The sequence below is a fragment of the Massilia sp. Root351 genome (genome assembly GCF_001425045.1).
In the GTDB taxonomy this organism is placed as follows: Bacteria; Pseudomonadota; Gammaproteobacteria; order Burkholderiales; family Burkholderiaceae_D; genus Rugamonas.
The window spans coordinates 25,837-48,973 of the sequence record NZ_LMDJ01000003.1 but is presented as its reverse complement, the minus strand read 5'-3'; the positions used below and the strand labels follow the sequence as shown (position 1 = coordinate 48,973).

Annotated in this window: 18 protein-coding genes; 12 read left to right on the top strand and 6 right to left on the bottom strand. The window is 67.3% G+C overall.

The genetic code is table 11. The features are described from left to right. Position 1 precedes the first annotated feature (1 nt). Positions 2–2,674: a TylF/MycF/NovP-related O-methyltransferase gene (locus ASD15_RS06545; RefSeq protein ID WP_229418089.1), complete on the bottom strand. Its 2,673-nt coding sequence runs from the start codon at positions 2,672–2,674 to the stop codon at positions 2–4. A gap of 220 nt (positions 2,675–2,894) precedes the next feature. Here ASD15_RS06545 and nudC point away from each other — a divergent pair, with 220 nt between their 5' ends. The 3 genes from nudC (at position 2,895) to ASD15_RS06530 (ending at position 5,764) form a co-directional block, all read left to right on the top strand. After that, on the top strand, positions 2,895–3,713 hold the full coding sequence (nudC, locus tag ASD15_RS06540) for an NAD(+) diphosphatase (RefSeq protein ID WP_082551630.1): 819 nt from the start codon (positions 2,895–2,897) through the stop codon (positions 3,711–3,713). A 66-nt stretch (positions 3,714–3,779) separates the two neighbouring features. After that, a complete protein-coding gene (gene folE, locus ASD15_RS06535) occupies positions 3,780–4,349 on the top strand; it encodes a GTP cyclohydrolase I FolE (protein ID WP_056392666.1) in 570 nt (189 codons plus the stop codon). Positions 4,350–4,354: 5 nt separating this feature from the next. Beyond that, the gene (locus ASD15_RS06530) at positions 4,355–5,764 is read left to right on the top strand and encodes a thioredoxin family protein (protein ID WP_082551629.1); all 1,410 of its coding nucleotides are present in this window, start codon (positions 4,355–4,357) and stop codon (positions 5,762–5,764) included. A 262-nt stretch (positions 5,765–6,026) separates the two neighbouring features. Here ASD15_RS06530 and ASD15_RS06525 read toward each other — a convergent pair whose 3' ends face one another. After that, entirely contained in the window at positions 6,027–7,763 is a 1,737-nt protein-coding gene (locus ASD15_RS06525) for a M20/M25/M40 family metallo-hydrolase (protein ID WP_057154011.1), read from the bottom strand. A gap of 189 nt (positions 7,764–7,952) precedes the next feature. Here ASD15_RS06525 and ASD15_RS06520 point away from each other — a divergent pair, with 189 nt between their 5' ends. Beyond that, positions 7,953–8,330 (top strand): DUF4148 domain-containing protein, encoded by a 378-nt coding sequence (locus ASD15_RS06520; RefSeq protein WP_082551628.1) that lies wholly within the window; start codon positions 7,953–7,955, stop codon positions 8,328–8,330. Positions 8,331–8,454: 124 nt separating this feature from the next. Further along, entirely contained in the window at positions 8,455–10,035 is a 1,581-nt protein-coding gene (locus ASD15_RS06515; protein ID WP_057154010.1) for a methyl-accepting chemotaxis protein, read from the top strand. Here ASD15_RS06515 and ASD15_RS06510 read toward each other — a convergent pair. Continuing rightward, on the bottom strand, positions 10,032–10,943 hold the full coding sequence (locus ASD15_RS06510) for a LysR family transcriptional regulator (protein ID WP_057154009.1): 912 nt from the start codon (positions 10,941–10,943) through the stop codon (positions 10,032–10,034). The two genes, ASD15_RS06515 and ASD15_RS06510, sit on opposite strands and share 4 nt — an antisense overlap. A 125-nt stretch (positions 10,944–11,068) precedes the next feature. Between ASD15_RS06510 and ASD15_RS06505 the strand changes: the two genes are divergently transcribed. Then, the gene (locus ASD15_RS06505; protein ID WP_057154008.1) at positions 11,069–12,052 is read left to right on the top strand and encodes a zinc-dependent alcohol dehydrogenase family protein; all 984 of its coding nucleotides are present in this window, start codon (positions 11,069–11,071) and stop codon (positions 12,050–12,052) included. Here the strand turns inward: ASD15_RS06505 and ASD15_RS06500 are convergent. Then, the gene (locus ASD15_RS06500) at positions 12,049–12,537 is read right to left on the bottom strand and encodes a hypothetical protein (protein ID WP_157200845.1); all 489 of its coding nucleotides are present in this window, start codon (positions 12,535–12,537) and stop codon (positions 12,049–12,051) included. The two genes, ASD15_RS06505 and ASD15_RS06500, sit on opposite strands and share 4 nt — an antisense overlap. 113 nt (positions 12,538–12,650) lie before the next feature. Between ASD15_RS06500 and ASD15_RS06495 the strand changes: the two genes are divergently transcribed. The 4 genes from ASD15_RS06495 to ASD15_RS06480 are packed head-to-tail and all read left to right on the top strand — an operon-like array spanning position 12,651 to position 18,854. After that, positions 12,651–16,232: a response regulator gene (locus ASD15_RS06495; protein ID WP_057154006.1), complete on the top strand. Its 3,582-nt coding sequence runs from the start codon at positions 12,651–12,653 to the stop codon at positions 16,230–16,232. Beyond that, positions 16,229–17,062, top strand: coding sequence for a protein-glutamate O-methyltransferase CheR (locus ASD15_RS06490; protein ID WP_057154005.1), 834 nt, complete (start codon positions 16,229–16,231; stop codon positions 17,060–17,062). Before ASD15_RS06495 ends, ASD15_RS06490 begins: the two co-directional genes overlap by 4 nt. Further along, positions 17,059–17,670 carry a chemotaxis protein CheB gene (locus tag ASD15_RS06485; protein WP_057154004.1) on the top strand — a complete coding sequence of 204 codons (612 nt, stop codon included), beginning with the start codon at positions 17,059–17,061 and terminating at the stop codon, positions 17,668–17,670. The genes ASD15_RS06490 and ASD15_RS06485 overlap by 4 nt, the downstream gene beginning before the upstream one ends. Continuing rightward, positions 17,670–18,854: a hybrid sensor histidine kinase/response regulator gene (locus ASD15_RS06480; RefSeq protein ID WP_057154003.1), complete on the top strand. Its 1,185-nt coding sequence runs from the start codon at positions 17,670–17,672 to the stop codon at positions 18,852–18,854. Before ASD15_RS06485 ends, ASD15_RS06480 begins: the two co-directional genes overlap by 1 nt. Positions 18,855–18,978: 124 nt before the next feature. Here ASD15_RS06480 and ASD15_RS06475 read toward each other — a convergent pair whose 3' ends face one another. Continuing rightward, positions 18,979–20,685: a methyl-accepting chemotaxis protein gene (locus tag ASD15_RS06475; RefSeq protein ID WP_057154002.1), complete on the bottom strand. Its 1,707-nt coding sequence runs from the start codon at positions 20,683–20,685 to the stop codon at positions 18,979–18,981. Between the two features lie 247 nt (positions 20,686–20,932). Here ASD15_RS06475 and ASD15_RS06470 point away from each other — a divergent pair, with 247 nt between their 5' ends. Next, on the top strand, positions 20,933–21,391 hold the full coding sequence (locus tag ASD15_RS06470) for a DUF2244 domain-containing protein (RefSeq protein WP_162249883.1): 459 nt from the start codon (positions 20,933–20,935) through the stop codon (positions 21,389–21,391). A 6-nt stretch (positions 21,392–21,397) separates the two neighbouring features. Here ASD15_RS06470 and ASD15_RS06465 read toward each other — a convergent pair whose 3' ends face one another. Continuing rightward, positions 21,398–22,012 carry an OmpW family protein gene (locus tag ASD15_RS06465; RefSeq protein ID WP_057154001.1) on the bottom strand — a complete coding sequence of 205 codons (615 nt, stop codon included), beginning with the start codon at positions 22,010–22,012 and terminating at the stop codon, positions 21,398–21,400. Between the two features lie 186 nt (positions 22,013–22,198). On the opposite strand from ASD15_RS06465, the gene ASD15_RS06460 reads away from it, so the two are divergent. Next, the gene (locus ASD15_RS06460; RefSeq protein ID WP_157200844.1) at positions 22,199–23,122 is read left to right on the top strand and encodes a hypothetical protein; all 924 of its coding nucleotides are present in this window, start codon (positions 22,199–22,201) and stop codon (positions 23,120–23,122) included. Positions 23,123–23,137 lie beyond the last annotated feature (15 nt).

The window sequence follows — 23,137 nt, the reverse complement described above, 5'->3', positions numbered from 1 at the left end:
GTCAGCGCTTGATGACCAGTCCCTGCCCGGTCGGCAGCGGGAACACGCGGTATTTGCGGGCTTCGAACCACGCATCCTCGGCGATCTTCTGCAGGCGGTACTGGCCCGACCACTCGTAGTCGTCCAGGATCACCATGCCGCCCGGGGTGACGCGGTCGAACAGCGCGTCGAGCACGGCGATTTCGAATTCGGCGCTGTTCAGGTCGATGTGCAGCATGGCGATCTTGTCCGGCGAATTGCCTTCCAGCGACTGCGGCAGCAGGCCCTTGACCAGGCGCACGTTGTCGTAGCCGGCGAAGCGCGCCTGGATCTCGTCGAACATGCCTTCCTCCTGGCCGTCGAAGGTGTGGTGCTCGACCGGGTTGTAGTCGTAGGTGTCGTAGCCCCAGAAAGTCTTGTCGAAGTTGTCCTTGCCGAAGTAGTCGATCACGGTCTTGATGCCGGTGCCGCGGTACACGCCGCACTCGACGAAGTCGCCCTCGACCTGCGCGCAGTGGTAGGCCGAGCAGGCCAGGATGTAGCGCCGCCAGGCGATGGCGCGGTCGGCGTCGTTCTGCGTGTTCGATTCCCAGGCGCGCACGAAGTTCTCGTCCGAGAACGGCGAATTGCTCTTGCCCCAGGTGAAGATGTTATCGCCCAGGTAGGTGCCGGGCACGCACAGCGTCTTGGCCTCTTCCATCAGCTGGTAGAAGCGGGCCGGATCGGTCAGGCCCCACACGGTGCGCACCATGAAGTTGATCACGCGTTCGGGATGTTCGATCGGGGTTTGGGCCGGCAGTATCATGGTCTTTTCTTTCGGAACGGAGGGCGTGGAGGCTGGCAGGGCGGGGGTCTTGACCACCGAGCGCAGCGCGGTTTCCATCTGGCGCACAAAGCGCGGGCTGTCGAACAGGATCGAGCTGTCGCGGTGCGTTTGCAGATGCTGTTTCATGGCGGCGATGCGCTCGGGCTGGCCCGCCAGCGCCACCGCCAGGTCTTCGTATTCCTGCAGCGAGTGCGTGATCAGTTCGGGCAGGCCGACTGCGTGCAGCAGGCTGCCCGCCATGCGCGCGCAGAAGGTGTTGCCGGCGCAGGTCAGCAGCGGCAGGCCGGCCCACAGCGCGTCGCTGGCGGTGGTGCCGGCGTTGAACGGCAGCGTGTCCAGGAACAGGTCGGCCACGCCGTAGCGGGCCAGGTAGGCGGCCGGCGTGGCCCGCTCGGCGAAGTGCAGGCGGCTGGCCGCCACGCCCAACCGCTCGGCGCTGGCGCGCAGGTTCTGGCGCACCACCTCGTGGTCCGACACCATCCACAGCACGCTGCCCGGGGTGCGCTGCAGGATGCGCATCCAGGCCGCGAACACCGGCTCGGTGATCTTGAAATTGTTGTTGAACGAGCAGAACACGAAAGCGTCGTCCGGCAGGCCCAGTTCGGCGCGCTGCGGGCGCGGGCCGATGGCGCGCTGGCGGTCGTTGATCTGGAAGCACTCCGGCAGGTACAGCGGCTGCTCGCTCATGTGCGGCGCCAGCTGCGCGGGCAGCACGAAGCGGTCGGCGATCACGTAGTCGATGCAGGGCAGGGCGGTGGTGCCGGGGAAGCCCAGGTAGGTCAGCTGCACCGGCGCCGGGCGGTACGACAGGATGTTGGGGCGGGTGCCCAGCGTCAGGCCGTGCAGGTCGATCAGCAGGTCGATCTCGTGCGCGCGGATGCACTGCGCGGCCTCCTCGTCCGTCATGGTGTCGATGCGGATGTAGTGGTCCATGGCCCTGACCACGCGCGCGCGCAGCGGCGAGTTGTCCTCCTTGGTCCACGAGAAGGCGTACACCTCGAATTGGCGGCGGTCGTGCAGCTCGTACAGCTCGGCCGTCAGGATGGCCACCGCGTGCGAGCACAGGTCGGACGACAGGTAGCCGATGCGGATGCGGGTGTGGCGATAGCCCTCGGCCGGCGCCATCGGTTCGGCCGGCGGCATCACCTTGTCGGCCACGAAGCGGCGCGCCGCCTGCAGCTGCTCATCCGGATCGTCCGAGGCGCTCAGCATGGCCAGCGCGGAGGTCGCTTCCACCATCTCGGCGTGGCTGATGCCGGCGATCGGCGCGTAAATCGGCCAGCTGCACTGCTTCTGGCGCAAATGGATCACATGGGTCAGCACCTTGGGCTGCCGCGGGTCCAGCGCCAGGCTTTGCATCAGCAGCTGCTCGGCCAGCGGCAAGTCCTTGCGGTTCTCCAGCACGCGGCCCAGGTTGTTCAGCGCCTGCACCCGGAAGGCGCGGTCGGCCGGCACGTCCGGACTGGCCAGCGTGGTCACCACGTTCCACATGAGCAGGGCCTCGGCCTGCAGGCCGCGCCGCTCGAGCAGGGTGCCCAGGTTCATGTGCGCTTCGATGAAGCGCGGATTGAGCAGGATGGCGCGGCGGTAGGCGTCTTCGGCGGCACTGTCGTCGCCCTGGTTGGACAGCGTCACGGCCATGTTGTACAGCACCGCGTAGGCGGCCGGCGACTCGGTGTGCTCCAGCCAGCAGCGGAACAGGGCCACCGCGCGCGGCGCGCGGCCGGCTTCGGTTTCCGCCGCCGCCGTGGTAAACAGCTGCACGATGGGCAATCCTCCCGCCACCGCCAGCTGCTCCGCTAATTGATAGGCTTCCGCCAGCGCCTGCCGCGCCAGCAACGCGTCCAGCCGGGCGAGTTGTGCCGGCAAGCTGGTCTCCTGCGGTGTACTCATCATCGTGGGATTAATTTTCTCGAGGCAACTATTCTAAACGAAAAAACGGGGCCGCAGCGCCCATATTGGCCCCACTATACCGCAGATGGCACGCCGCCAAAGCAATAAGGAAGCGGGTGTTTCCGCACTGTTGTTAAACCGTGGCGGGAAGGTGCGTGTATCATCGTCGGGACCTGATTCCCGGACCCTGGACGCCATGCTGCACACCCCCGCCGATTTCCTCCCCATGCAAGTGCCGGACCGCGCGGCCGGCGCCTGGACCTTTGTGTGCCGGGGCGACAAGCTGTTGCTGCGCGAGGCCGATCTCAGCCTGCCCGAGCCGGCGCTGCTGGCCGCGCTGACCGCGCTGGACCGGCCGCACGCCGTGGGCAGCTGGGCCGGCCGCCATTACCAGGCGCTGCATGCCGGCCCCGACTTCCCCTTGCCGCCGGGCCACGCCTTCATCGGCCTGCGCGCGCTGTTTGGCGCCGTGCCCGACGGCTTCCTGGGCGTGGCCGGGCGCGCCATCCAGCTGGCCGAATGGGCGCGCACCCACCGCTACTGCGGCGCCTGCGCCACGCCGATGGCGCAGCTGGCGGGCGAGCGCTGCTTCCAGTGCCCGGCCTGCGGCATGAGCGCCTACCCGCGCATCTCGCCGGCCATGATGGTGCTGATACGGCGCGGCGACACGGTGCTGCTGGCGCAGCACGCCAACGCCCCGGGCGGCCGCTACACGGCGCTGGCCGGTTTCGTGGAGGCCGGCGAATCGGTGGAGGAGGCGGTGCACCGCGAGGTGCACGAGGAGGTCGGGCTGCGGGTGCACAAGCTGCGCTACTTCGGCAGCCAGTCCTGGCCTTTCCCGCATTCGCTGATGATCGCCTACACGGCCGACTACCTGGATGGCGACATCCGCACCGATCCGGCCGAGATCGCCGAGGCGCGCTGGTTTGGCGCCGGCGACGCCTGGCCCGATTTCGCCCACACCGTCTCGATCGCCGCCGAGCTGGTCAACGCGCACCGGCCGCCGCAGCGCTAGCGCCCGCCGATGCGCGCGCCGCATTTTCTATATACTGACGCCAATCGCAATTTTTATGGCTACATCATGACTAAAGAAGCAGCATTTTCGGAAAACGACTGGCGCCGCCTGCTGGAAAGCCTGGGCGAAGACCCGGACCGTCCCGGCCTGCACGAGACCCCGCACCGCGTGTCGAAGGCGTGGAAGCACTGGACCTCGGGCTACGCCCAGGACCCGGTCGAGCTGCTCAAGGTGTTCGAGGACGGCGCCGAGCAGTACAACGAGCTGATCGTGGTGCGCGGCATCCCGGTCTACAGCCACTGCGAGCACCACCTGGCGCCGTTCTTCGGCAAGGCCACCATCGGTTATGTGCCCAACGGCAAGATCGTCGGCCTGTCCAAGCTGACCCGGCTGGTGGACTGCTTCGCCAAGCGCCTGCAGGTGCAGGAACGCATGACGCAGCAGATCGCCAACGCGCTGATGGACGCGCTGGAGCCCAAGGCGGTCGGCGTGGTGGTGCGCTGCCGCCACCTGTGCATGGAAAGCCGCGGCATCCGCACCCCGGGCGAGGAGACCATCACCTCCTCCATGCTGGGCGAGCTGCAGCCCAACCTGGCGCTGCGCACCGAATTTTTGGCCCTGGCCCGCGAGCCCTGACCATCATGGCGAGCGCGATCGAATGGCAAAGCGGCGATCTGGGCGCCGCATTCGGACTGGCGGCCTCGGTCGGCCGTCCGCTGTTTCTGTACTGGGGCGCCGGCTGGTGCCCGCCGTGCAACCGGCTCAAGGCTGACGTGTTCAGCCAGCCGGAATTCGCGCAGCGCATGCGCGGCCTGCTGCCGTTCTGGCTGGACGGCGACGCCGCCGGCGCGCAGGCGCTGGCCGCGCAATACAAGCTGCGCAGCTACCCGACCCTGGTGCTGTACGGCGCCGACGGCCGCGAGATCACCCGTTTGCCGTGCGAGCTGGACGGTGAACTGTTCCTCGGCGCGCTCGATCTGGCGCTGGGCGCCGGCCACACCGCCGCCGAATCGCTGCAGGCCGCGCTGGGCAACACGCGCCCGCTGGCGGACGCCGAATGGTCGCTGCTGAGCCTGTACTCCTGGGACACCGACGAAGGCCAGCTGCTGCCGGCCGCCGAGCTGCCGGCCGTGCTGGCCAGGCTGGCCGCCGCCTGCCCGCCGGACGGCGCCTGTGCCGACGCGGCAGCGCGGCTGCACCTGCACGCGCAAGTGGCCGCCGCCGGCCGCATCGTCGGCGACGCGCCGGCCGGCAACGCCTCGGCCAGCGCCGCGCAGGCCGCCGCCGCCATTGCCGCCGCGGCCGACCGCCTGCTGCGCGTGTTCGGCGACACGCGCCTGGCGCGCGCCAACATGGACATCCTGGTCAACAGCGGCGTGAACCTGATCAAATGGTCGGGCGCGCGCCAGGCCGAGCTGGTGCAGGCGCTGGACCAGGCCGCGCGCGAGTTCGCCGCCGACAGCCGGCTCTCGCTCGGCGACCGCCTGACGGCGGTGCGGCTGCAACTGCGCCTGGTGCGCCTGGGCGGCCCGAGCGCCGACGCGGCCGAGCTGGTGCGCAGCAGCGTGGCCGCCGCCCTGGCCGAGGTACGCGACCCGTACGCGCGCCACACGCTGGTCAACACGGCAGTCAGCGCCCTGAACGACGCCGGCCGCGCCGACGAAGCCGAAGCCCTGCTGCAAGCCGAGCTGCCCGGCTCGCACTCGCCCTACTACTTCATGCTCAGCCTGGCAGCGGCGGCGCGCCGCCGGGGCGACATCCCCGCCACGCTCGGCTGGTACGAGCAAGCCTGGCGCGCAGCGGTGGGCAGCGCGACCCGGCTGCAATGGGGCGCGACCTACCTGGTGAGCGTGATCGACATGGCGCCGGAAGACCAGCCGCGCATCGAAGCGGCCGCGCAAGAGATCGCGCGTGACATTTCCGCTGCCAGCGACGCCTACCAGCAGCGCAACCGCACCCACCTGCAGCGGCTGGCCGGCAAGCTCGCCATGCTCACCGTCCCCGGCCCCCAGGCCGGCGCCCTGCAACGCTTGCTCACCGCCAACCTCTAACCCCCATATCCCCAGCCAAGCTGAGCCGCATTCTGCCCACTTCGGGGTCAGACCCCGAAGTGGGCAGAATGCGGCTCAGTTCGCTTTGCGGACGGTTTTCCCCTATGAAGACAGCGGCGCAGCAGCCAGCTGCGTAGTATTGCTCGATGGAATTCTGGTTCCCCAAACCAACTTTATGCCTGGCGAGCTGAGCCGCATCCCGACCACCTCGGGGTCTGACCCCGATCTCGGGGGATGCGGCTCAGCTTGCTTTAGGGGCGGCTTACTTGGCGGCCGGGATGGGTGCGGGGAGGGCGGCGGCGTCGCGCGCGGCGCGGAATTCGGCGCCGGGCTTCCATTGCGGCGTGGCGGCGTCTTGCGCGGCGCGCAGGCCGACCTGGAACAGCAGTTCGACATCCTGCACCGCGCCGCTCAAGTCCCAGTTGGGATGCACCACGTCCGTTACCTTGTGGTAGTCGTGCGCCGTGTAGGCGTCCAGCGTGCCGGCGGCGTAGCCGGGCGGCTTGCCGATGAACTCGCGCCCGCCGTGCGTGTACACCACCGGCACCCCCATCTTGGCAAACTCGAGCTGGTCGCTGCGGTAGAACGCGCCCATTTCGGGATTGCCTTCCGGCCGCACCACCCGCCCCTGCAACTTGGCCACCGCCGCCACCAGCTCGTCGGCCGTCGATTTGCCGTGGCCGGTAAGCTCGATGTCGCGCGTCTTGCCCCACAGGTTCAGGCCGTCCACGTTGATGTTGAGCACGGTTTTCGCGGCCGGGAACAGCGGGTGCCGCGCGTAGTACTGCGCGCCCAGCAGCCCGCGCTCTTCGCCCGTGGTGAGCAGGAACAGCACGCTGCGCCTGGGCGCCTGCGGCAGCGCCTTGTACGCGCGCGCTATTTCCAGCAGCGCCGCCACGCCGGACGCGTTGTCCTGCGCGCCGTGGAAAATTTGCCTGGTGCGCGGGCCGGGCAGCGATTCGTCGATGCCGAAATGGTCCCAGTGCGCGCTGTAGATCACCACCTCGTCCTTGAGCTTGGGATCGGCGCCGTCGATTTTGGCCACCACGTTGTGCGACGGCATTTCGTTCCACGCATTGGCCACGCTGGCCGTGACGGTGGCCCCCAAGGGCACCGGCTTGAATTCGCGCGACAGTGCCGCTTTCTTGAGCGCGTCGAAGTCCTGCCCGGCGGCCCGGAACAGCTCCCTGGCGCGCTCCAGCTGCAGCCAGCCGGCCACGCCGGGATAGCTCGGGTGGTCGCCCTTGGTGTACTTCAGGCCGTAGCTGCCGCGGCCCCAGCTGTTGCGCACCACGTCGTAGGGATAGCCGGCCTGCCGCGTTTCATGCACGATCAGCGCGCCGGCCGCGCCCAGCCGCGCGGCGGTTTCGAACTTGTTGCTCCAGCGGCCGTAGTAGCTGGTGACGGCGCCGCCAAACTGCGCCGGGTCCAGCCGCGACGGCCGTTTCGGGTCCGGCAGCGGCGGGTCGTTGATCAGCATCACCAGCGTCTTGCCGCGCAGGTCCATGCCCTTGTAGTCGTCCCATTTGTATTCCGGCGCCTGCACGCCGTAGCCGACGAACACCAGCTCGGAATTGGCCAGCGCCACCTTGCGTTCCACGCGCGGTGTCCAGGCCACGTAGTCGGCCGGAAAATTCAGCGGCACCGGCTTGCCGGCGGCGCTGTAGACCAGCGTCGGCGACGGCTGCACGTACACCAGCGGCACTTTCTGCAGGTAGCTGCCGTCCGGGTTGGCCGGCGCCAGGCCAAGCTTCTTGAGCTCGTCCTGCAGATAGGTGATGGTGATGGCTTCTCCCCGCGTGGCCGGCGCGCGGCCTTCGAACTCGTCCGAGGCCAGCGCCTTGATGTGGCGCAGCAGGTGGCCGCCGTCGATCTTGTGGGCGGCCGCTGAGGCTGATGCTGAGGCCGGCGCTGCGGCGGGCACTGGCGCGGCCGGAACCGCGGCGGCGGCAGCCGTGCCGGACAGTAGCGCGAGCGCCAGGCTGGACATTTTTTTCATTGGAACAGTTGCGGAAAACTCAATTCCAACATTGTGTCATATCCAGCCCGCTTGCATCACATTCGCAGCCCGGCAAAGCAACACATTTGAAAAGCAGATGATTTGAAACAGATAATTGCGCTTTTTTATCGCCAAATTAAATCATAAGATGACTCCATCGAAACGTATCACCTTCCAGGAGAAAACATCATGAACGCCAAACACCTCATCGCTTCCGTCTCCCTGATCTTCGCTGCCGGCGCCGCCCTGGCCGAGCCAGCCGAGCTGAACTTCCCCAGCCTGGCCGCCGCGCCTGGCACCGGCCTGACCCGCGCCGCCGTGCAGGCCGAAGTCATCCGCGCCCGCAACGCCGGCGAACTGGAACTGAGCGAAGTGAACTACCCGCCGCTGGCCCCGGCCACTTCCACGCTGACCCGCGAGCAAGTGAAGGCCGAGGTGATCGCCGCCCGCGCAAACGGCGAACTGGACATCAATGAAGTGAACTACCCGTCCTTCTTCGATGCCCGCGTGCAGCGCCCCGCCGCCACCCTGACCGCCTCGGCAAAACGCAGCGCCGCTGCCCAATAAAGAGGCTTGGTTTGTTTTGCGCAACACCCCGGCCCGCAAGGCCGGGGCCGCGCCGCGATTAAGTGGTTTTCCTCCCTCCATTCAGAGTATTCTTGTCCTACAAGAACATTCTATGGAGACAGCAGTGAGCAATCTTTCTTTCCGTCAGAAGCTGTGGATCCCGTTGATTTGCAGTTTGTTCTGCATCACCGCCATCTTCCTGTACGACGCCATCCAGCTGCGCAACACCCGCATCGAAGAGCGCATGGCCGACCTGGCCAATCTTGACGACCTCGGCATCAGCGTGCTGAAAATGTACGGCGACAAGGCCCAGTCCGGCGCGATGAGCAAGGAGGAGGCCCAGAAGCAAGCCATGGCCGTCATCAAGAGCATGCGTTATGGCAAAGATGGCTATCTGTCCATCACCAGCAATGCCGGCGTGACCATCATGCATCCCATCAAGCCGGAGAACGACGGCAAGAACATGATGGACTTCAAGGACCCCAAGGGCACCTATCTGTACCGCGACATCGTGGCCGTGGCCAACAGTCCGGCCGGCACCGGCTTCGTCAAGTACTGGTGGCCGCGCCCGGGCGCCAAGGAGGCTTCGCCCAAGCTGAGCCACGTCATCAGCTACAAGCCGTGGGACTGGAACCTGATCACCGGCGTCTACATGGACGACATCGACGACGCCTTCCAGGCCGGCCTGCTCAAATCCGGCGGCGTGCTGCTGCTGGTGTGCGCGCTGCTGGCCGCCATCGTCGGCTACATCAACCGCAGCCTGCGCCACACCATCGGCGGCGAGCCGGAGTACGCGGCCGAAGTGGCGGCCCGCATCGCGGGCGGCGACCTGAGCAGCGCCGTGCACACCAGCCCGACCGACAACAGCAGCGTGCTGCACGGCATGAAGGCGATGCAGGCCAGCCTGGCCGCCACCATCGGCGAAATCCGCCGCAGCGCCGACACCATCGCCACCGCGTCGTCCGAAATCGCCAGCGGCAATATGGACCTGTCGGCGCGCACCGAATCGCAGGCCAGCTCGCTGGAGGAAACCGCCGCCTCGATGGAGCAGCTCACCACCACCGTCAGCCACAACGCCGACAATGCGGCCGAGGCCAACAAGCTGGCCAAGGCCGCCTCGCAGGTGGCGCAGCAGGGCGGCACGGTGGTGTCGCAGGTGGTGCAGACCATGGACACCATCAACCATTCCGCCACCCGCATCGTCGACATCATCAGCGTCATCGACGGCATCGCCTTCCAGACCAACATCCTGGCCCTGAACGCGGCGGTGGAAGCGGCGCGCGCCGGCGAGCAGGGACGCGGCTTCGCGGTGGTGGCGTCCGAAGTGCGCAACCTGGCGCAGCGCTCCGCCTCGGCGGCCAAGGAAATCAAGGAATTGATCAACGACTCGGTCGGCAGCATCGAGGCCGGCAGCGCGCTGGTGGCCAAGGCCGGCGCCACCATGGATGAAGTGGTGGGCAGCGTGGCCAAGGTGACCCACATCATGGGCGCCATCACGGCCGCCACCGGCGAGCAGAGCACCGGCATCGGCCATGTGAACCAGGCCATCACGGAGATGGATTCGGTCACGCAGCAGAACGCGGCGCTGGTGGAGCAGGCAGCGGCGGCGGCCGGCGCCATGCAGGAGCAGGCGGCCAACCTGGCCTCGCTGGTGTGCCGCTTCCGCCTGCATGCGCACGAAACCGGCGTGGCGCTGGTACGCTAGGGGACGGCTTCGGGCCCGGCAGGCCCGAACAGTTCCGCCACAAAATCCACGAACGCCTTCACCTTGGCGGCGCGCTGGTGCTTCTGCTGGTACAGCACGGAGACATCCGGGCCTGCCGCCTGCCAGTCCTGCAGCAGCGGCACCAGCGCGCCGCTGCGCAGCGGTTCCTGCAGCGACACCGACATATGCTGAACGATGCCGGCGCCGGCCGCCGCCGCAGCGGTCAGCGCCTCCACGTGGTCCATCGCCACCTTGCCCTGCGGCGTGTAGCTGAAGGCCTCTCCTTCCTGCTGGAAGCGCCAGGGCCGTATCTGGCGCGACTTCGGATACAGGAAATTCAGGCAGGGGAACTCGCCCAGCTGCTCCGGCGCCTGCGGCGCGCCGTGGCGCGCGATGAAGGCGGGCGAGGCGCAGGTGACGTAGCGCGTGCGGCATAGCGTGCGCGCCACCAGCTGCGAATCCGGCAGCTCGCCGATGCGCAGCAGCACGTCCACGCCTTCCTCCACCATGTCTATCATGCGGTCGCCGGCAGTCATCTTCAGGGTGATGTCCGGGTAGCGTTCCATGAAACGCGGCAGCGCCGGCGCCACGTAAAGGCGCGCCAGGATGCCCGGCATGTCCACCCGCAGCACGCCGCGCGGCTGCTGCGCCGATTCCTGCAGGCTGTCTTCCAGTTCGCCCATCTCGCCCAGCAGGCGCAGCGCGTAGGCGTGGCACTGGCGGCCCTCGCCGGTGAGCGACATGCTGCGCGTGGTCCGGTTCAGCAGCTTGACGCCGAAGTGCGCTTCCAGCGCGGCGATCTGGTTGGTGACGGAGGAGGTGGAAATGCCCAGCTTGTCCGCCGCGCGGCTGAAGCCGCCGGTTTCCACCACCGTGCAAAACACTTTCAGCGCATCCAGCCGGTCCATGTCCGCTCCCTTTTGTTGATTTATTCCCGATTGTCCACGATTTCGAAATTCTGCATCGGCCGCCGCCCGGTTTTTCCCGGCGCCGCCAGTCTCTACACTGGTTTCATCAACCACAGGAGGACATCATGCAAGCAATGATCTCGAAACAGGCAGGCGCGCCGCTGGCGCTGGAAAACATTCCCGTGCCGGCGCCCGGCGCCGGCCAGGTGCTGGTGCGCATCGCCGCCAGCGGCGTCAACCCGCTGGACCTGAAGATCGCATCCGGCCAGGCCGGCCACGCGAAGATGCCCTTGCCCGCCGTGCTGGGCATCGACATGGCCGGCGTGGTGCAGGCGGTGGGCGAGGGCGTCAGCGGCTTCCGGCCGGGCGACGAGGTGTTCGGCATGACCGGCGGCGTGGGCGGCGTGCAGGGTTCGCTGGCGCAGTACGCGGCGGTCGACGCGGACCTGCTGGCGCACAAGCCGCTTACCGCCTCGCTGCGCGAAGCGGCCGCGCTGCCGCTGGTGTTCATCACCGCCTGGGAAGGGCTGGTGGACCGGGCCCGGGTGCGCGCCGGCCATAAGGTGCTGGTGCACGGCGGCGCCGGCGGCGTGGGCCACGTGGCGGTACAGCTCGCGCGCGCCTTCGGCGCCGAGGTGTATGCCACCGGCAGCGCCGGCCAGCGCGCGGCGATCGAGGGCCATGGCGCTACCTTCATCGACTACCGTACCGAATCGGTGGCCGACTACGTGCAGCGATATACGGGAGGCGAGGGCTTCGACATCGTGTACGACACGGTGGGCGGCGCCACGCTGGACGCCTCCTTCGCGGCGGCGCGGCTGTACGGCGGCCACGTGGTGAGCTGCCTGGGCTGGGGCACGCATGCGCTGGCGCCGCTGTCTTTCCGCGCCGCGACCTATTCGGGCGTGTTCACCCTGCTGCCGCTCTTGTCCGGCAAGGGCCGCGCGCAGCACGGCGCCATCCTGCGCGAGGCGGCGCGGCTGGTGGATGCGGGCAGCGTGCGCGTGCAGCTGGATCCGGCGCGCTACGCGCTGGCGGACGCCAACGCCGCCCACGCCGCCCTGTCCAGCGGCGCCGCGCGCGGCAAGCTGGTGATCGATGTGATTTAGCTGGCCGGGGCCGGCGGCGCAGCCGGAGCGGGGGCGGGAGCAGGGGCCGGTGGCGCCGCAGCGGGCGCCGCCGCCGGCTCGAACACCAGCTTGCCGTCCACCACCTTGAAGTCGCCCACCTTGGCGCCGGTGGCCGGCCCGGTCTCGCTGACCAGCGCGCAGTTCTGGGTCTCCACCTGCCACACCTGGTCGCCCGAGCGCAGGCTCCAGAAATTGTCGGGCGACGAGAACACTTCCACGTCCACTTCGTCCACGATCATCTCGCCCAGCGGAATCTGGCGCTGGCAATCCGGCATGCGCGTGGCCACCAGGATGATGCGCGCGTTGTCGTTCCAGAAGTAGTCCTGCTGCCGCCGCAGCGACAGCGTGTGGTTGCCGGTGCTGTCGGTGTAGTAGGTTGCGCTGTCTCTGGCGCAGCCGGTCAGCAGCAAGGGGAGCATGGCGAACAGGATCTTGCGCATGGCGGCGTGTCTTTCTGTGGGCATGAACCTATTATAGCGGTGCCCATGCGCTGCCGCACTATTGGCAACAAATCAACGAAACTGCATGATGATCGGCTACACTCGTGTATTCCTATGCAACCAGGAACTACCGCATCATGACTGGAACCTCCGCGAAAGACGACATCAGTTTCCGCCGCATCCTCGCGCGCAACATCACCATGCCGCTGGTGGCCGGCGTGATCAACGTCGGGGTATTCGCCGCCATCCTGGTCTACCTGCTGAATGTGCTCACGTGGGTGGAGCACACCGAGCGGGTGATCGGCAACGCCAACGAAATTGCCAAGCTGATGGTGGACCAGGAGTCCGGCATGCGCGGCTTCGCGCTCACCGGCGAGGAAAGCTTCCTGGCCTCCTACAAGCTGTCCAAGCCCAAGATGGACACCGCGCTGGCCACGCTGCGCGAGATGGTGGCAGACAATCCGGTGCAGATGAATCGTGTGCGCAACATCGCCGCCCAGCAGAAGCAGTGGGACGTTTTCGCGCAGAACGTGATCGAGCTCCGCCGCACCGGCGGCGACTATCTGGAGCCCATCAGGGCCGGCCGCGGCAAGCTGGAATTCGACGAAGTACGCAATCTGTTCCAGCTCTTCGTCACCAGCGAACAGCGCCTGCTGGCCGAGCGCCGCGCGGACGCCAAGTCGGTCACCGGCATCGCCGTCACCGCCTTCCTGCTGGCCAGCCTGGTGGTGAGCGGCGTGCTGGCCATGCTGGGCCGGCGCGACATGCGCAAATTGTCCGATACCTATGGCACGGCCCTGCAGGAACAGACCGAGCATGCCGAACGCCTGCAGGAACAAGCGTGGCTGCGCGCCGGCCAGACCCAGCTCGCCGAGCAGGGCATCGGCCAGATGGCGCTGCCGCAGCTGTCGTCGGCGCTGCTGCAGTTCCTGTCGCACTACGTGGGCGTGGCCGCCGGCGCGCTGTATGTGCGCGAGCAGGACGGCAGCCTGCGCCGCGCCGCGTCCTACGGCTACGGCCAGGAGGACGAGCAGTATGGCGCCGTGCTGCCGCCGGGCCAGGGCTTGCCATGGCAGGCGGTGCAGCAGCGCCGCCTGATCCAGCTCGACAAGCTGCCGGACGACTACCTGAAGATCAGCAGCGGCATGGGCGCGGCGCCGCCGCGCCATTTGCTGCTGGCGCCGGTCGACAGCGACGGCGTTGTCAACGGCGTGGTGGAGCTGGGCTTCCTGGAGCCGGTGTCGCTGCGCCAGCTGGACTTCATCAAGCTGGTCAGCAGCAATATCGGCACCGCCATCGAAGCCACGCTGGCGCGCCAGCGTATCGCCGAGGTGCTGGCCGAAACGCAGCAGCTGAACGAGGAACTGCAGGTGCAGCAGGAAGAGCTGCGCACCGCCAACGAGGAACTGGAAGAGCAGTCGCGCGTGCTGGAGGAATCCCAGGCCAGCCTGGAAAACCAGAAGGCGGAACTGGAGCAGACCAACGAGCAGCTGTCCGAACAGGCGCTGGTGCTGGACCAGAAGAACGAAGCCCTGGGCGAAGCCCAGCAGCAGCTGGAAGAACGCGCGCTGGACCTGGAGCGGGCCAGCCAGTACAAATCGCAGTTCCTGGCCAATATGTCGCACGAGCTGCGCACCCCGCTCAATAGCTCGCTGATCCTGGCCAAGCTGCTGTCGGAGAACGGGCAGGGCAACCTGAACGAGGAGCAGGTGCGCTTCGCGCAGACCATTTACTCGGCCGGCAACGACCTGCTCAACCTGATCAACGACATCCTCGACATTTCCAAGGTGGAGGCGGGCAAGCTGGAGCTGTTGCCGGAGGAGCTCAGCGTGCAGCAGGTGGTGCGCGGCATGGGCCATGTGTTCGAGCCGCTGGCGCAGCAGAAGCACCTGCAGTTCACGGTGGAGCTCGCGCCCGGCGTGCCGGAAACGGTCTACACCGACCGCCAGCGCCTGGAGCAGATCCTGAAAAACCTGCTGTCGAACGCCATCAAGTTCACCGAGGCGGGCCGCATCGCACTGCGCGTGTCGGCCGATGCGGCGGGCCAGCTCAGCTTCGCTGTCAGCGATTCCGGTATCGGCATCCGTCCCGACCAGCATGAGACCATCTTCGGCGCCTTCCAGCAGGCCGACGGCACCACCAGCCGCCGTTACGGCGGCACCGGCCTGGGGCTGTCGATCTCGCGCGACCTGGCGCGGCTGCTGGGCGGCAGCATAGAACTGCAGAGCCAGCTGGGCAAAGGCAGTACCTTCACGCTCACGCTGCCGGCGCAATGGGCCGCGCCGGCGCATGGCGCCGCCGTGCTCACGCCGGCCATGGCGCCGGGGGCTTCCTACGGCATGGACGGCGCCGCCAGCGCCAATGGCGGCCCCGGCGGCGGCCCTGGTGCCGCCGCCGGCGCGGCGCCGGCCGGGGCCCGGCCGGGCGCGGCGTCCCAGCCTGGGGCGCTTGCACCTGCGCCTGCATCCGCGTTTGAGTCGGCCGGCCAGGCCGCCGTGCCGGTTCCCCGTCCCTTCGAGGACGACCGCGGCCTGGCGCCGCCGCCCGAGCGCCTGGTGCTGGTGGTGGAAGACGAACCGGCCTTCGCCCGCATCCTGTACGACCTGGCGCACGAGATGGGCTACCGCTGCGTGGTGGCGTTCGCCGCCGACGAGGGCCTGCAGCTGGCCGAGCAATACCGTCCCGACGCCATCCTGCTCGACATCCGCCTGCCCGACCGTTCCGGCCTGTCCGTGCTGCAGCTGCTGAAGGACAATCCGAACACCCGCCACATTCCCGTGCACGTGGTATCCGCCTCCGAAAACGCCGAGGCGGCGCTGCACATGGGCGCCATCGGCTTCGCGCTCAAGCCGGCCACCCGCGGCCAGCTGGAGGAGGTGTTCCGCAAGCTGGAAGACAAGTTCACGCAGAAGATCAAGCGCCTGCTGCTGGTGGAGGACGACGCCCGCCAGCGCGACAGCGTGGTGGCGCTGATCTCGGACGACGACATCGACATCACCGCCGTCGAATCGGGCGAGGAAGCGCTGGCGCTGCTGCGCACCACCGTGTTCGACTGCATGATCATCGACCTGAAACTGCCCGACATGCAGGGCAACGAGCTGCTGCAGCGCATGGCGCAGGAGGAGATCGCCTCCTTCCCGCCGGTGATCGTCTACACCGGCCGCAGCCTCACGCGCGCCGAGGAGGCCGACCTGCACAGGTACTCGCGCTCCATCATCATCAAGGGCGCGCGCTCGCCCGAGCGCCTGCTGGACGAAGTGACGCTGTTCCTGCACAAGGTGGAGTCGCAGCTGTCCAGCGAGCGCCAGACCATGCTCAAGACCGTGCGCAGCCGCGACCGCGTGTTCGAGGGCCGCCGCATCCTGCTGGTGGACGACGACGTGCGCAACATCTTTGCCCTGACCAGCGCGCTGGAGCAGAAGGGCGCCACGGTGGAAATCGGCCGCAACGGCGTCGAAGCCATCGACAAGCTCAACGCCGTGCCGGAAATCGACCTGGTGCTGATGGATGTGATGATGCCGGTGATGGACGGCCTGGAAGCGACCCGCCGCATCCGCGCCGATGGCCGCTTCGGCCGCCTTCCCATCATCGCCATCACCGCCAAGGCCATGAAGGACGACCAGGAGCAGTGCCTGGCCGCCGGCGCCAACGATTACCTGGCCAAGCCGATCGACCTGTCCCGCTTGTACTCGCTGCTGCGGGTCTGGATGCAGCCATGAGCCATCACGAACACCGCAGCAGCATCGACATCGAGCTGAGCATGCTGATGGAAGCCATCTACCAGAAGTACAGCTACGACTTCCGCGACTACACCGGCGCCTCGCAGAAGCGCCGCGTGCTGCACGCCATGGGCGAAATGAAGTGCGACACCATCTCGGTGCTGCAGTCGCGCGTGCTGCACGATCCGGCCGCCTTCACGCAGCTGCTGCAATACCTGACCATTCCGGTCACGGAGATGTTCCGCGACCCGAGCTACTACGCCGCGCTGCGCGAGCACGTGACGCCGGTGCTGTCCACTTATCCGTCGCTGAAGATCTGGGTGGCCGGCTGCAGCACCGGCGAGGAAGTTTATTCCATGGCCATCCTGCTGAAGGAAGAGGGCCTGCTGGAGCGCAGCATCATTTACGCCACCGACATCAACCCGCAATCGCTGGAGAAGGCCAAGAAGGGCGTGTTCCCGCTCGACAGCATGCGCGACTACACTGCCAACTACCAGGCCGCAGGCGGCAGGCACGCCTTCTCGGACTACTACACGGCCGCCTACAACGCCGCCCTGTTCGACCGCTCGCTGATGGAAAACGTCACCTACGCCGACCACAGCCTGGCCACCGACAGCGTGTTTGCCGAAACCCATTTCATCAGCTGCCGCAACGTGATGATCTACTTCAAGAAGAAGCTCCAGGAGCGCGCCTTCGGCCTGTTCCACGAGTCGCTGTGCCACCGCGGCTTCCTCGGCCTGGGCAGCAAGGAGAGCATCGACTTCTCGGCCTATGGCCCGCGCTTCGAGCCGGTGGTGAAGCGTGAGCGCCTGTTCAGGAAGCTGTCATGAAAACTTCCTTCAGCGAGCTGCTGCAAGGCCGCGCCTTCGAAGCCGTGGTGATAGGCGCTTCGGCTGGCGGCGTGTCGGCGCTGCTGGAGATCCTGCCCGGCCTGCCGGCCGGCGCGCCGCTGCCCATCGTGGTGGTGGTGCACATGATGCAGGGGCGCGCCAGCCAGCTGGCCGAAGTGTTCGCGCAGCGCATGGCGATGGCGGTGCTGGAAGCGGAGGACAAGCAGCCGGTGGCGGCAGGCACGGTGTACTTTGCGCCGTCCGGCTATCACTTGTCGGTAGAATCGGACCGCTGCTTTTCGTTGAGCTGCGAGGCGCCGCACAATTTCTCGCGCCCCGCGATCGATTTCATCATGGCGTCGGCGGCGGACGTGTACGGTTCCGCGCTGGCCGGCGTCCTGCTCACCGGCGCCAACCACGACGGCGCGGCCGGCCTGGCCGCTATCGGCGAAGCGGGCGGCCTCACCGTGGTGCAGGACCCGGACGAGGCGCAGGTGGACGTGATGCCGCGCGCCGCCATCCGCCTGCGCACACCCGATTTGATATTACCGCTGAGGGACATCCGCACCCTGCTGGCATTGCTGGAAAATAGATTGGAGAGGAGCTGATGCTGGAACGGACCAAGCTGCTGATTGTGGACGACCTGCCGGAAAACCTGCGCGCGCTGCATGCCCTGCTGCGCGACGAGGAGCGCGCGGTGTACCAGGCCGCATCCGGCGAAGAAGCGCTGGCGCTGCTGCTGGAGCACGACTTCGCGCTGGCCATCCTGGACGTGCAGATGCCCGGCATGGACGGCTTCGAGCTGGCGGAGCTGATGCGCGGCACCGAGAAGACACGCCACATTCCCATCGTGTTCGTCAGCGCGGCCGGCAAGGAGCTGAACTACGCCTTCAAGGGCTACGAGGCCGGCGCGGTGGACTTCCTGTACAAGCCGCTGGACGGCGACATGGTGAAGAGCAAGGTCAGCGTGTTCGTGGCGCTGCACCGGCAGCGGCAGGAAACGCAACGCCAGGTGGAAGCGCTGGAGAAGGCCCGCGCCGAACAGGAAGCCACCTTGCGGGAGCTGAACGCGGCGCAGGAGGACCTGCAGCGCGCCTTGCGCACGCGCGACGAGTTCATGTCCATGGTGGCGCACGAGCTGCGCACGCCGCTCAATACCCTGTTCCTGGAAACGCAGCTGCGCAAGCTGCAGATCGAGCGCGGCTTGCAGGAAGCGTTCAATCCGGAAGTGTGGAAGAAGATGGTGGCGCGCGACGACCGCCAGATCCAGAGCATGATACGGCTGATCGACGACATGCTGGACGTGTCGCGCATCCGCAGCGGCAAGCTGTCGATACGGCCGGCGGCCACCGAGCTGTCCGGGCTGCTGCAAAGAATAGTGGCGGACTTGTCGCGCCAGGCCAGGGAGACCGGCTGCGAGATCAGCCTGGTCGCGGAGCGCGAAGTGAGCGGCTGGTGGGACGAGTTCCGGCTGGAGCAGGTGATCGTCAACCTGCTGACCAATGCGCTGCGCTACGGTTGCGGCAAGCCGGTGGAGGTGAAGCTCGATGCGGACCCGCGCGAAGTGCGGATTTCGGTGCGCGACGGCGGCGCGGGCATTAGCGAGGAAACGCAGGCGAAGATCTTCGAGCCGTTTGAGCGCGGGCTGGACACCGGTGTCAGCGCGGGCCTCGGCCTGGGACTCTACATCTCGCGCCAGCTGGCCGAAGCGCACAACGGCACGCTCACGGTGGTCAGCGCGCCGGGTGACGGTTCCGTCTTTACGCTCACGCTGCCGCGCTCGGCGGGTTAGGGCGTGTCCACCTAACCCGTCCTGCGCCGCCCGCCCGGCATTCGGGGCCACGGCGGGCGGCTTGGCGGGGGCGCCGAGCCGGGCGCGCCGAGCCGGGAGGGTAAGCCGCCATCGGTGCGCAGTCTCAGAACTCTTCCCAGTCGTCGGCCGGTTTGCTCGGCGCCAGGCGCTGCGCAGGCTTGGCGGCCGGGCGCGCGGCCACGCTGCGTGCCGGCGCGCTTGGCTTTGCCTGGGCCGCAGCGCGAGCCGGTGCGGCGCGGTGCGGCGCAGGCGCGTGCGAAGCATGCGTTCCCGTCTTGAAGAATCCCACCACCGTGGCCAGGTTGCCTGCCTGCTCCTGCATGCTTTGCGACGCTGCCGCAGCTTCCTCAACCAGCGCCGCGTTCTGCTGCGTCACCTCGTCCATCTGCGCGATCGCCGAGTTGATTTGTTCGATGCCCAGGGTCTGCTCCTGGCTGGCCGACGTGATCTCGCCCATGATGTCCGTCACGCGCTGGATGCTGGACACGATATCGCCCATGGTCTGGCCCGCGTCGTTGACCAGGCGCGAGCCGGTGTCCACATTGGCCACCGACGCGTTGATCAGCTCCTTGATCTCCTTGGCCGCCGCCGCCGAACGCTGCGCAAGGTTGCGCACCTCGGACGCCACCACGGCAAACCCGCGTCCCTGCTCGCCGGCGCGCGCCGCTTCCACGGCGGCGTTGAGCGCCAGGATGTTGGTCTGGAAGGCGATGCCGTCGATCACCCCGATGATGTCCACGATCTTGCGCGACGAATCGTTGATGGTGCCCATGGTGTCCACCACCTGCGCCACGATTTCGCCGCCCTTGCTGGCCACTTCGGAGGCCGACCTGGCCAGCGTGTTCGCCTGGCGCGCGTTGTCCGCGTTCTGCTTCACGGTGGAAGTGAGCTCCTCCATCGACGATGCGGTTTCCTCCAGCGAGCTGGCCTGGTGTTCGGTGCGCGACGACAGGTCCAGGTTGCCGGCCGCGATTTCGCTGGAGGCGGTGCTGATCGCATCGGTACCCGTGCGGACCTGGCTCACCACGTTGAGCAGGCTGTCGTTCATGGCGCGCAGCGCGTTCAGCAGGCGGCCGGTCTCGTCGCCGCTGCCGGCCTCGATGTGCGAGGACAGGTCGCCCGAGGCCACGGTTTCGGCCAGGTCCACCGCCTTGTTCAGCGGGCCGGTGATGGAGCGCGTGATGAACCACGCCACGCCGGCGCCGATGGCGATGCCCGCGATGCCCAGGGCCAGCAGCAGGACCTGCGAGCTGCTGTACACCTGTTCCACGTCGACTGCCGCGTCGCTGGCCAGCTTGGCCTCGTAGTTCACGAACGCGTCCAGCGCCGCCAGCACCGCGTTCAGCGAAGGGCCGGTCTCCTTGAGCAGGAACGCGGTCGCGTCCTGGATTTCGCCCTCCTTGCGCAGCCGCACCAGCTCGTTGTTCTTGGCCGCGCCGGATTTCAGCGCCTCGTCCACCGCCGCCATCAGCTGCCTCTCCTTGTCGTCGGACAGCAGCTTCAGCATGGTTTCCCTGGCGGCGCCGTACTTCTTGCGCGCCTCGGCCACCTTGGCCAGCTCGGCGTTCATCGATGCGGTGTCGGGCACCACGATCATGGTGGTCAGCGCCAGCGAGATGGTGCGCACGTTGTCCACCAGGACGTTGGCGGCGGCCATCTTCACGTTTTTGTCGGCCACGATGTCCTGCGTGCGGCTGCCGATGCGCGACAGGGAGCTCAGGCCCAGGATCAGCATCGCCGTCAGTAGCGCGAGCACGATCGCGAAGCCTACGCCCAGCCGGGCGCCAATTTTCAAGTTTGAGAGTGCCATGTTGTCCCCATTGTTGCGTGGATTGTTATGCGGTTTGCTATCTGATCATGCCGGTTTCCCATTGTTCCTTAAAACGGTGCCCCGGCGGGGCAAAATCATGCGGCGCTGGCACCGGAAAACTACATGTTGTCGCGGAGTAACAACGTGATGCGGCACATGGGCTGCGCGGCAGTCGTAAAATAGGCGAGTAGGGGGCGTGGGCGCATTGCGCCGTAAGCCGCCAAACCGCAGCGTAGAGGAGAGTCCCGTGCGGCGTGACCTGGAAAAGCGCGAATGGCTATGGCGGCGCAATTGTTCGCTGACGCCGCGCCAGACGGCGGTGGCGTGGGCGGTGCTGTGCGTGCTGTCGCTGGCCGTGGCCACGGTGTTCCTGCTGCACGGCATCTGGCAGGTGCTGTGCTTCACCGGCGTGGAGCTGGCCGCCGTGACGGCGGCCTTCCTGTGCTACGCCCGCCATGCCGCCGACTACGAGCACGTGGTGCTCACCAGCGGCTGCCTGCTGGTGGTGCGCGTATCCGCCGGGAAGACGGTGCAGACCCAATTCCAGCCCTGCCGCACAAAGATCACGCCGCCGGAGCGCGGCGGCGACCTGGTTACGCTGGAGTCGCAGGGCGCCGCGCTGCAGGTGGGCCGCTACGCGCTGGCCCCGCAGCGCCTCGCCTTTGCCAGCGAGCTTCGCATGGAGCTGCTGGCCGGGCGCTTCTAGGCTGGCTCAGAACCGGTAGCCTACGCCCACCGACACCAGCAGTGGATCGACTTTCACGTTGCTGAGCTTGGTGCCCGCGCTGTTGACGTCGCTGCGGATCTGCACTTTCTTCACATCCAGGTTGAGCGACCAGTTCTTGTCCAGCGCGTAGTCCACGCCGGCTTGCAGCGCCAGGCCGAAGCTCTTGTGTTCCAGGCCCGCGTTGCCGTTCAGGATGCGCACCTTGGAGAAGGTGGTGTAGTTCAAGCCGGCGCCCACGTAGGGGCGGAACTGCGCGTCCGGCAGGAAGTGGTACTGCGCCAGCAGCGTGGGCGGCAGGTGCTTCATGGTGCCGATGCTTTTGCCGTCCAGCAGCACGTCGTGCTTTTGCGGATAGGTCAGTACCAGCTCCGCCGCCAGGTTCGGGGTGAAGAAATAGGAGACGTCGAACTCGGGGAAGGTCTTGCTGTCGATGGTGAGACGGTCGGACGCGCCGGTGCCGCCGACCGGGCCCGATTTGTCGGCCGGATCGAGGTGCAGTGCGCGCACGCGCACCAGCCAGGGGCTGGCTTCCGCTGCCATGGCCTGGCCAGCGGCCAGGGTTGCGAGACCTAAGATAACTGCGGCTACAGGGTGCTTCATGACTTCCTCTCTGCTGTGTCGTTAAGTGATGAAGCCAGTCTATTGATAATGCTCAACAATAACTTTGATGCAAGTCAAAACTGTCCGAAGCCGTTACGAGTCGGCAAGGTGGCGCTCCTTCTGCATGCGGCGGCCTAGACTGGACTTTCCTCGCATCGCGCGCAATCACACGAAAGGGAACGAGCCATGACACACACACTCGCGGCAGTATTTGATAACCGCCAGGACGCTGAGCAAGCACGAACCGCCGTGCTGGCGGGCGGTTTCCGTGAACATGCAGTGCAGCTCAGCGCAGACACGCAAGCGGCTGCGCCGGACAAGGACGACGACTCCCTCGGCAGCAGCATCAAGCGCTTCTTCCACAATCTGTTCGGCGACGACGATAAATCGGACACCTACGCCGAAGCGGTCAAGCGCGGCAACCATGTGCTGACCGTGCAGGCCGACAGCCAGGAAGAAGCGGAGCGCGCCGCCGACATCATCGAAGTCTATGGGCCGCTGGATATCGACGAGCGCAAGAATGAGTGGAGCTCGGCCGGCTGGAGCGGCGCCCGTACGGCCGGTGCGGCCGCGGCCGGGAGCCAGTACCAAGGCGCGCAGCAAAGCGCGTCGGCCGGCACGTCCGGCAGCGGCGCGGCTTCGGCTGCCGGCAACGTCACCGGCAGCGGCGCGGCTTCGGCTGCCGGCAGCAGCGCCGGCAACAGTGCTGGCAGCACCGCCGGCGCCTCGCAGCAGCGCGGCGCGAGTGGCGGGCAATCCATCCCCGGCATCCAGGACGACCTGAGCATCTCGACGCGCAGCTTCCAGCGCGGCGGCGTGCACATCTACGAGCGCACGGTGGTGGGGCGCCTGGGCGCGGCCGACTTGAGCGATGACTACTACCGCAGCCACTGGGACAACAACTTCTCCAGCGCCGGCGGCAACTATGACGAATACGAACCCGCCTACCGTTACGGCGAGCGCATGGCGAGCGCGGATTCCTTCCGTGGCCGCTCCTGGGACGACGCCGAACCGGGGCTGCGCAGCAGTTGGGAAAGCCAGTATCCGCAGTCGGCCTGGGACAAGTTCAAGAGCGCCGTGCGCCACGGCTGGGAGCGGCTGACATCGTGACAAGCTGATACAAAT

What these genes read in the sequence shown, in the direction of transcription:
- nudC (WP_082551630.1), top strand. Translation starts at nt 2,895, where the DNA reads ATGCTGCACACCCCCGCCGATTTCCTCCCCATGCAAGTGCCGGACCGC.
- folE (WP_056392666.1), top strand. Translation starts at nt 3,780, where the DNA reads ATGACTAAAGAAGCAGCATTTTCGGAAAACGACTGGCGCCGCCTGCTG.
- ASD15_RS06530 (WP_082551629.1), top strand. Translation starts at nt 4,355, where the DNA reads ATGGCGAGCGCGATCGAATGGCAAAGCGGCGATCTGGGCGCCGCATTC.
- ASD15_RS06525 (WP_057154011.1), bottom strand. Translation starts at nt 7,763, where the DNA reads ATGAAAAAAATGTCCAGCCTGGCGCTCGCGCTACTGTCCGGCACGGCT.
- ASD15_RS06520 (WP_082551628.1), top strand. Translation starts at nt 7,953, where the DNA reads ATGAACGCCAAACACCTCATCGCTTCCGTCTCCCTGATCTTCGCTGCC.
- ASD15_RS06510 (WP_057154009.1), bottom strand. Translation starts at nt 10,943, where the DNA reads ATGGACCGGCTGGATGCGCTGAAAGTGTTTTGCACGGTGGTGGAAACC.
- ASD15_RS06505 (WP_057154008.1), top strand. Translation starts at nt 11,069, where the DNA reads ATGCAAGCAATGATCTCGAAACAGGCAGGCGCGCCGCTGGCGCTGGAA.
- ASD15_RS06500 (WP_157200845.1), bottom strand. Translation starts at nt 12,537, where the DNA reads ATGCCCACAGAAAGACACGCCGCCATGCGCAAGATCCTGTTCGCCATG.
- ASD15_RS06495 (WP_057154006.1), top strand. Translation starts at nt 12,651, where the DNA reads ATGACTGGAACCTCCGCGAAAGACGACATCAGTTTCCGCCGCATCCTC.
- ASD15_RS06490 (WP_057154005.1), top strand. Translation starts at nt 16,229, where the DNA reads ATGAGCCATCACGAACACCGCAGCAGCATCGACATCGAGCTGAGCATG.
- ASD15_RS06485 (WP_057154004.1), top strand. Translation starts at nt 17,059, where the DNA reads ATGAAAACTTCCTTCAGCGAGCTGCTGCAAGGCCGCGCCTTCGAAGCC.
- ASD15_RS06480 (WP_057154003.1), top strand. Translation starts at nt 17,670, where the DNA reads ATGCTGGAACGGACCAAGCTGCTGATTGTGGACGACCTGCCGGAAAAC.
- ASD15_RS06475 (WP_057154002.1), bottom strand. Translation starts at nt 20,685, where the DNA reads ATGGCACTCTCAAACTTGAAAATTGGCGCCCGGCTGGGCGTAGGCTTC.
- ASD15_RS06465 (WP_057154001.1), bottom strand. Translation starts at nt 22,012, where the DNA reads ATGAAGCACCCTGTAGCCGCAGTTATCTTAGGTCTCGCAACCCTGGCC.
- ASD15_RS06460 (WP_157200844.1), top strand. Translation starts at nt 22,199, where the DNA reads ATGACACACACACTCGCGGCAGTATTTGATAACCGCCAGGACGCTGAG.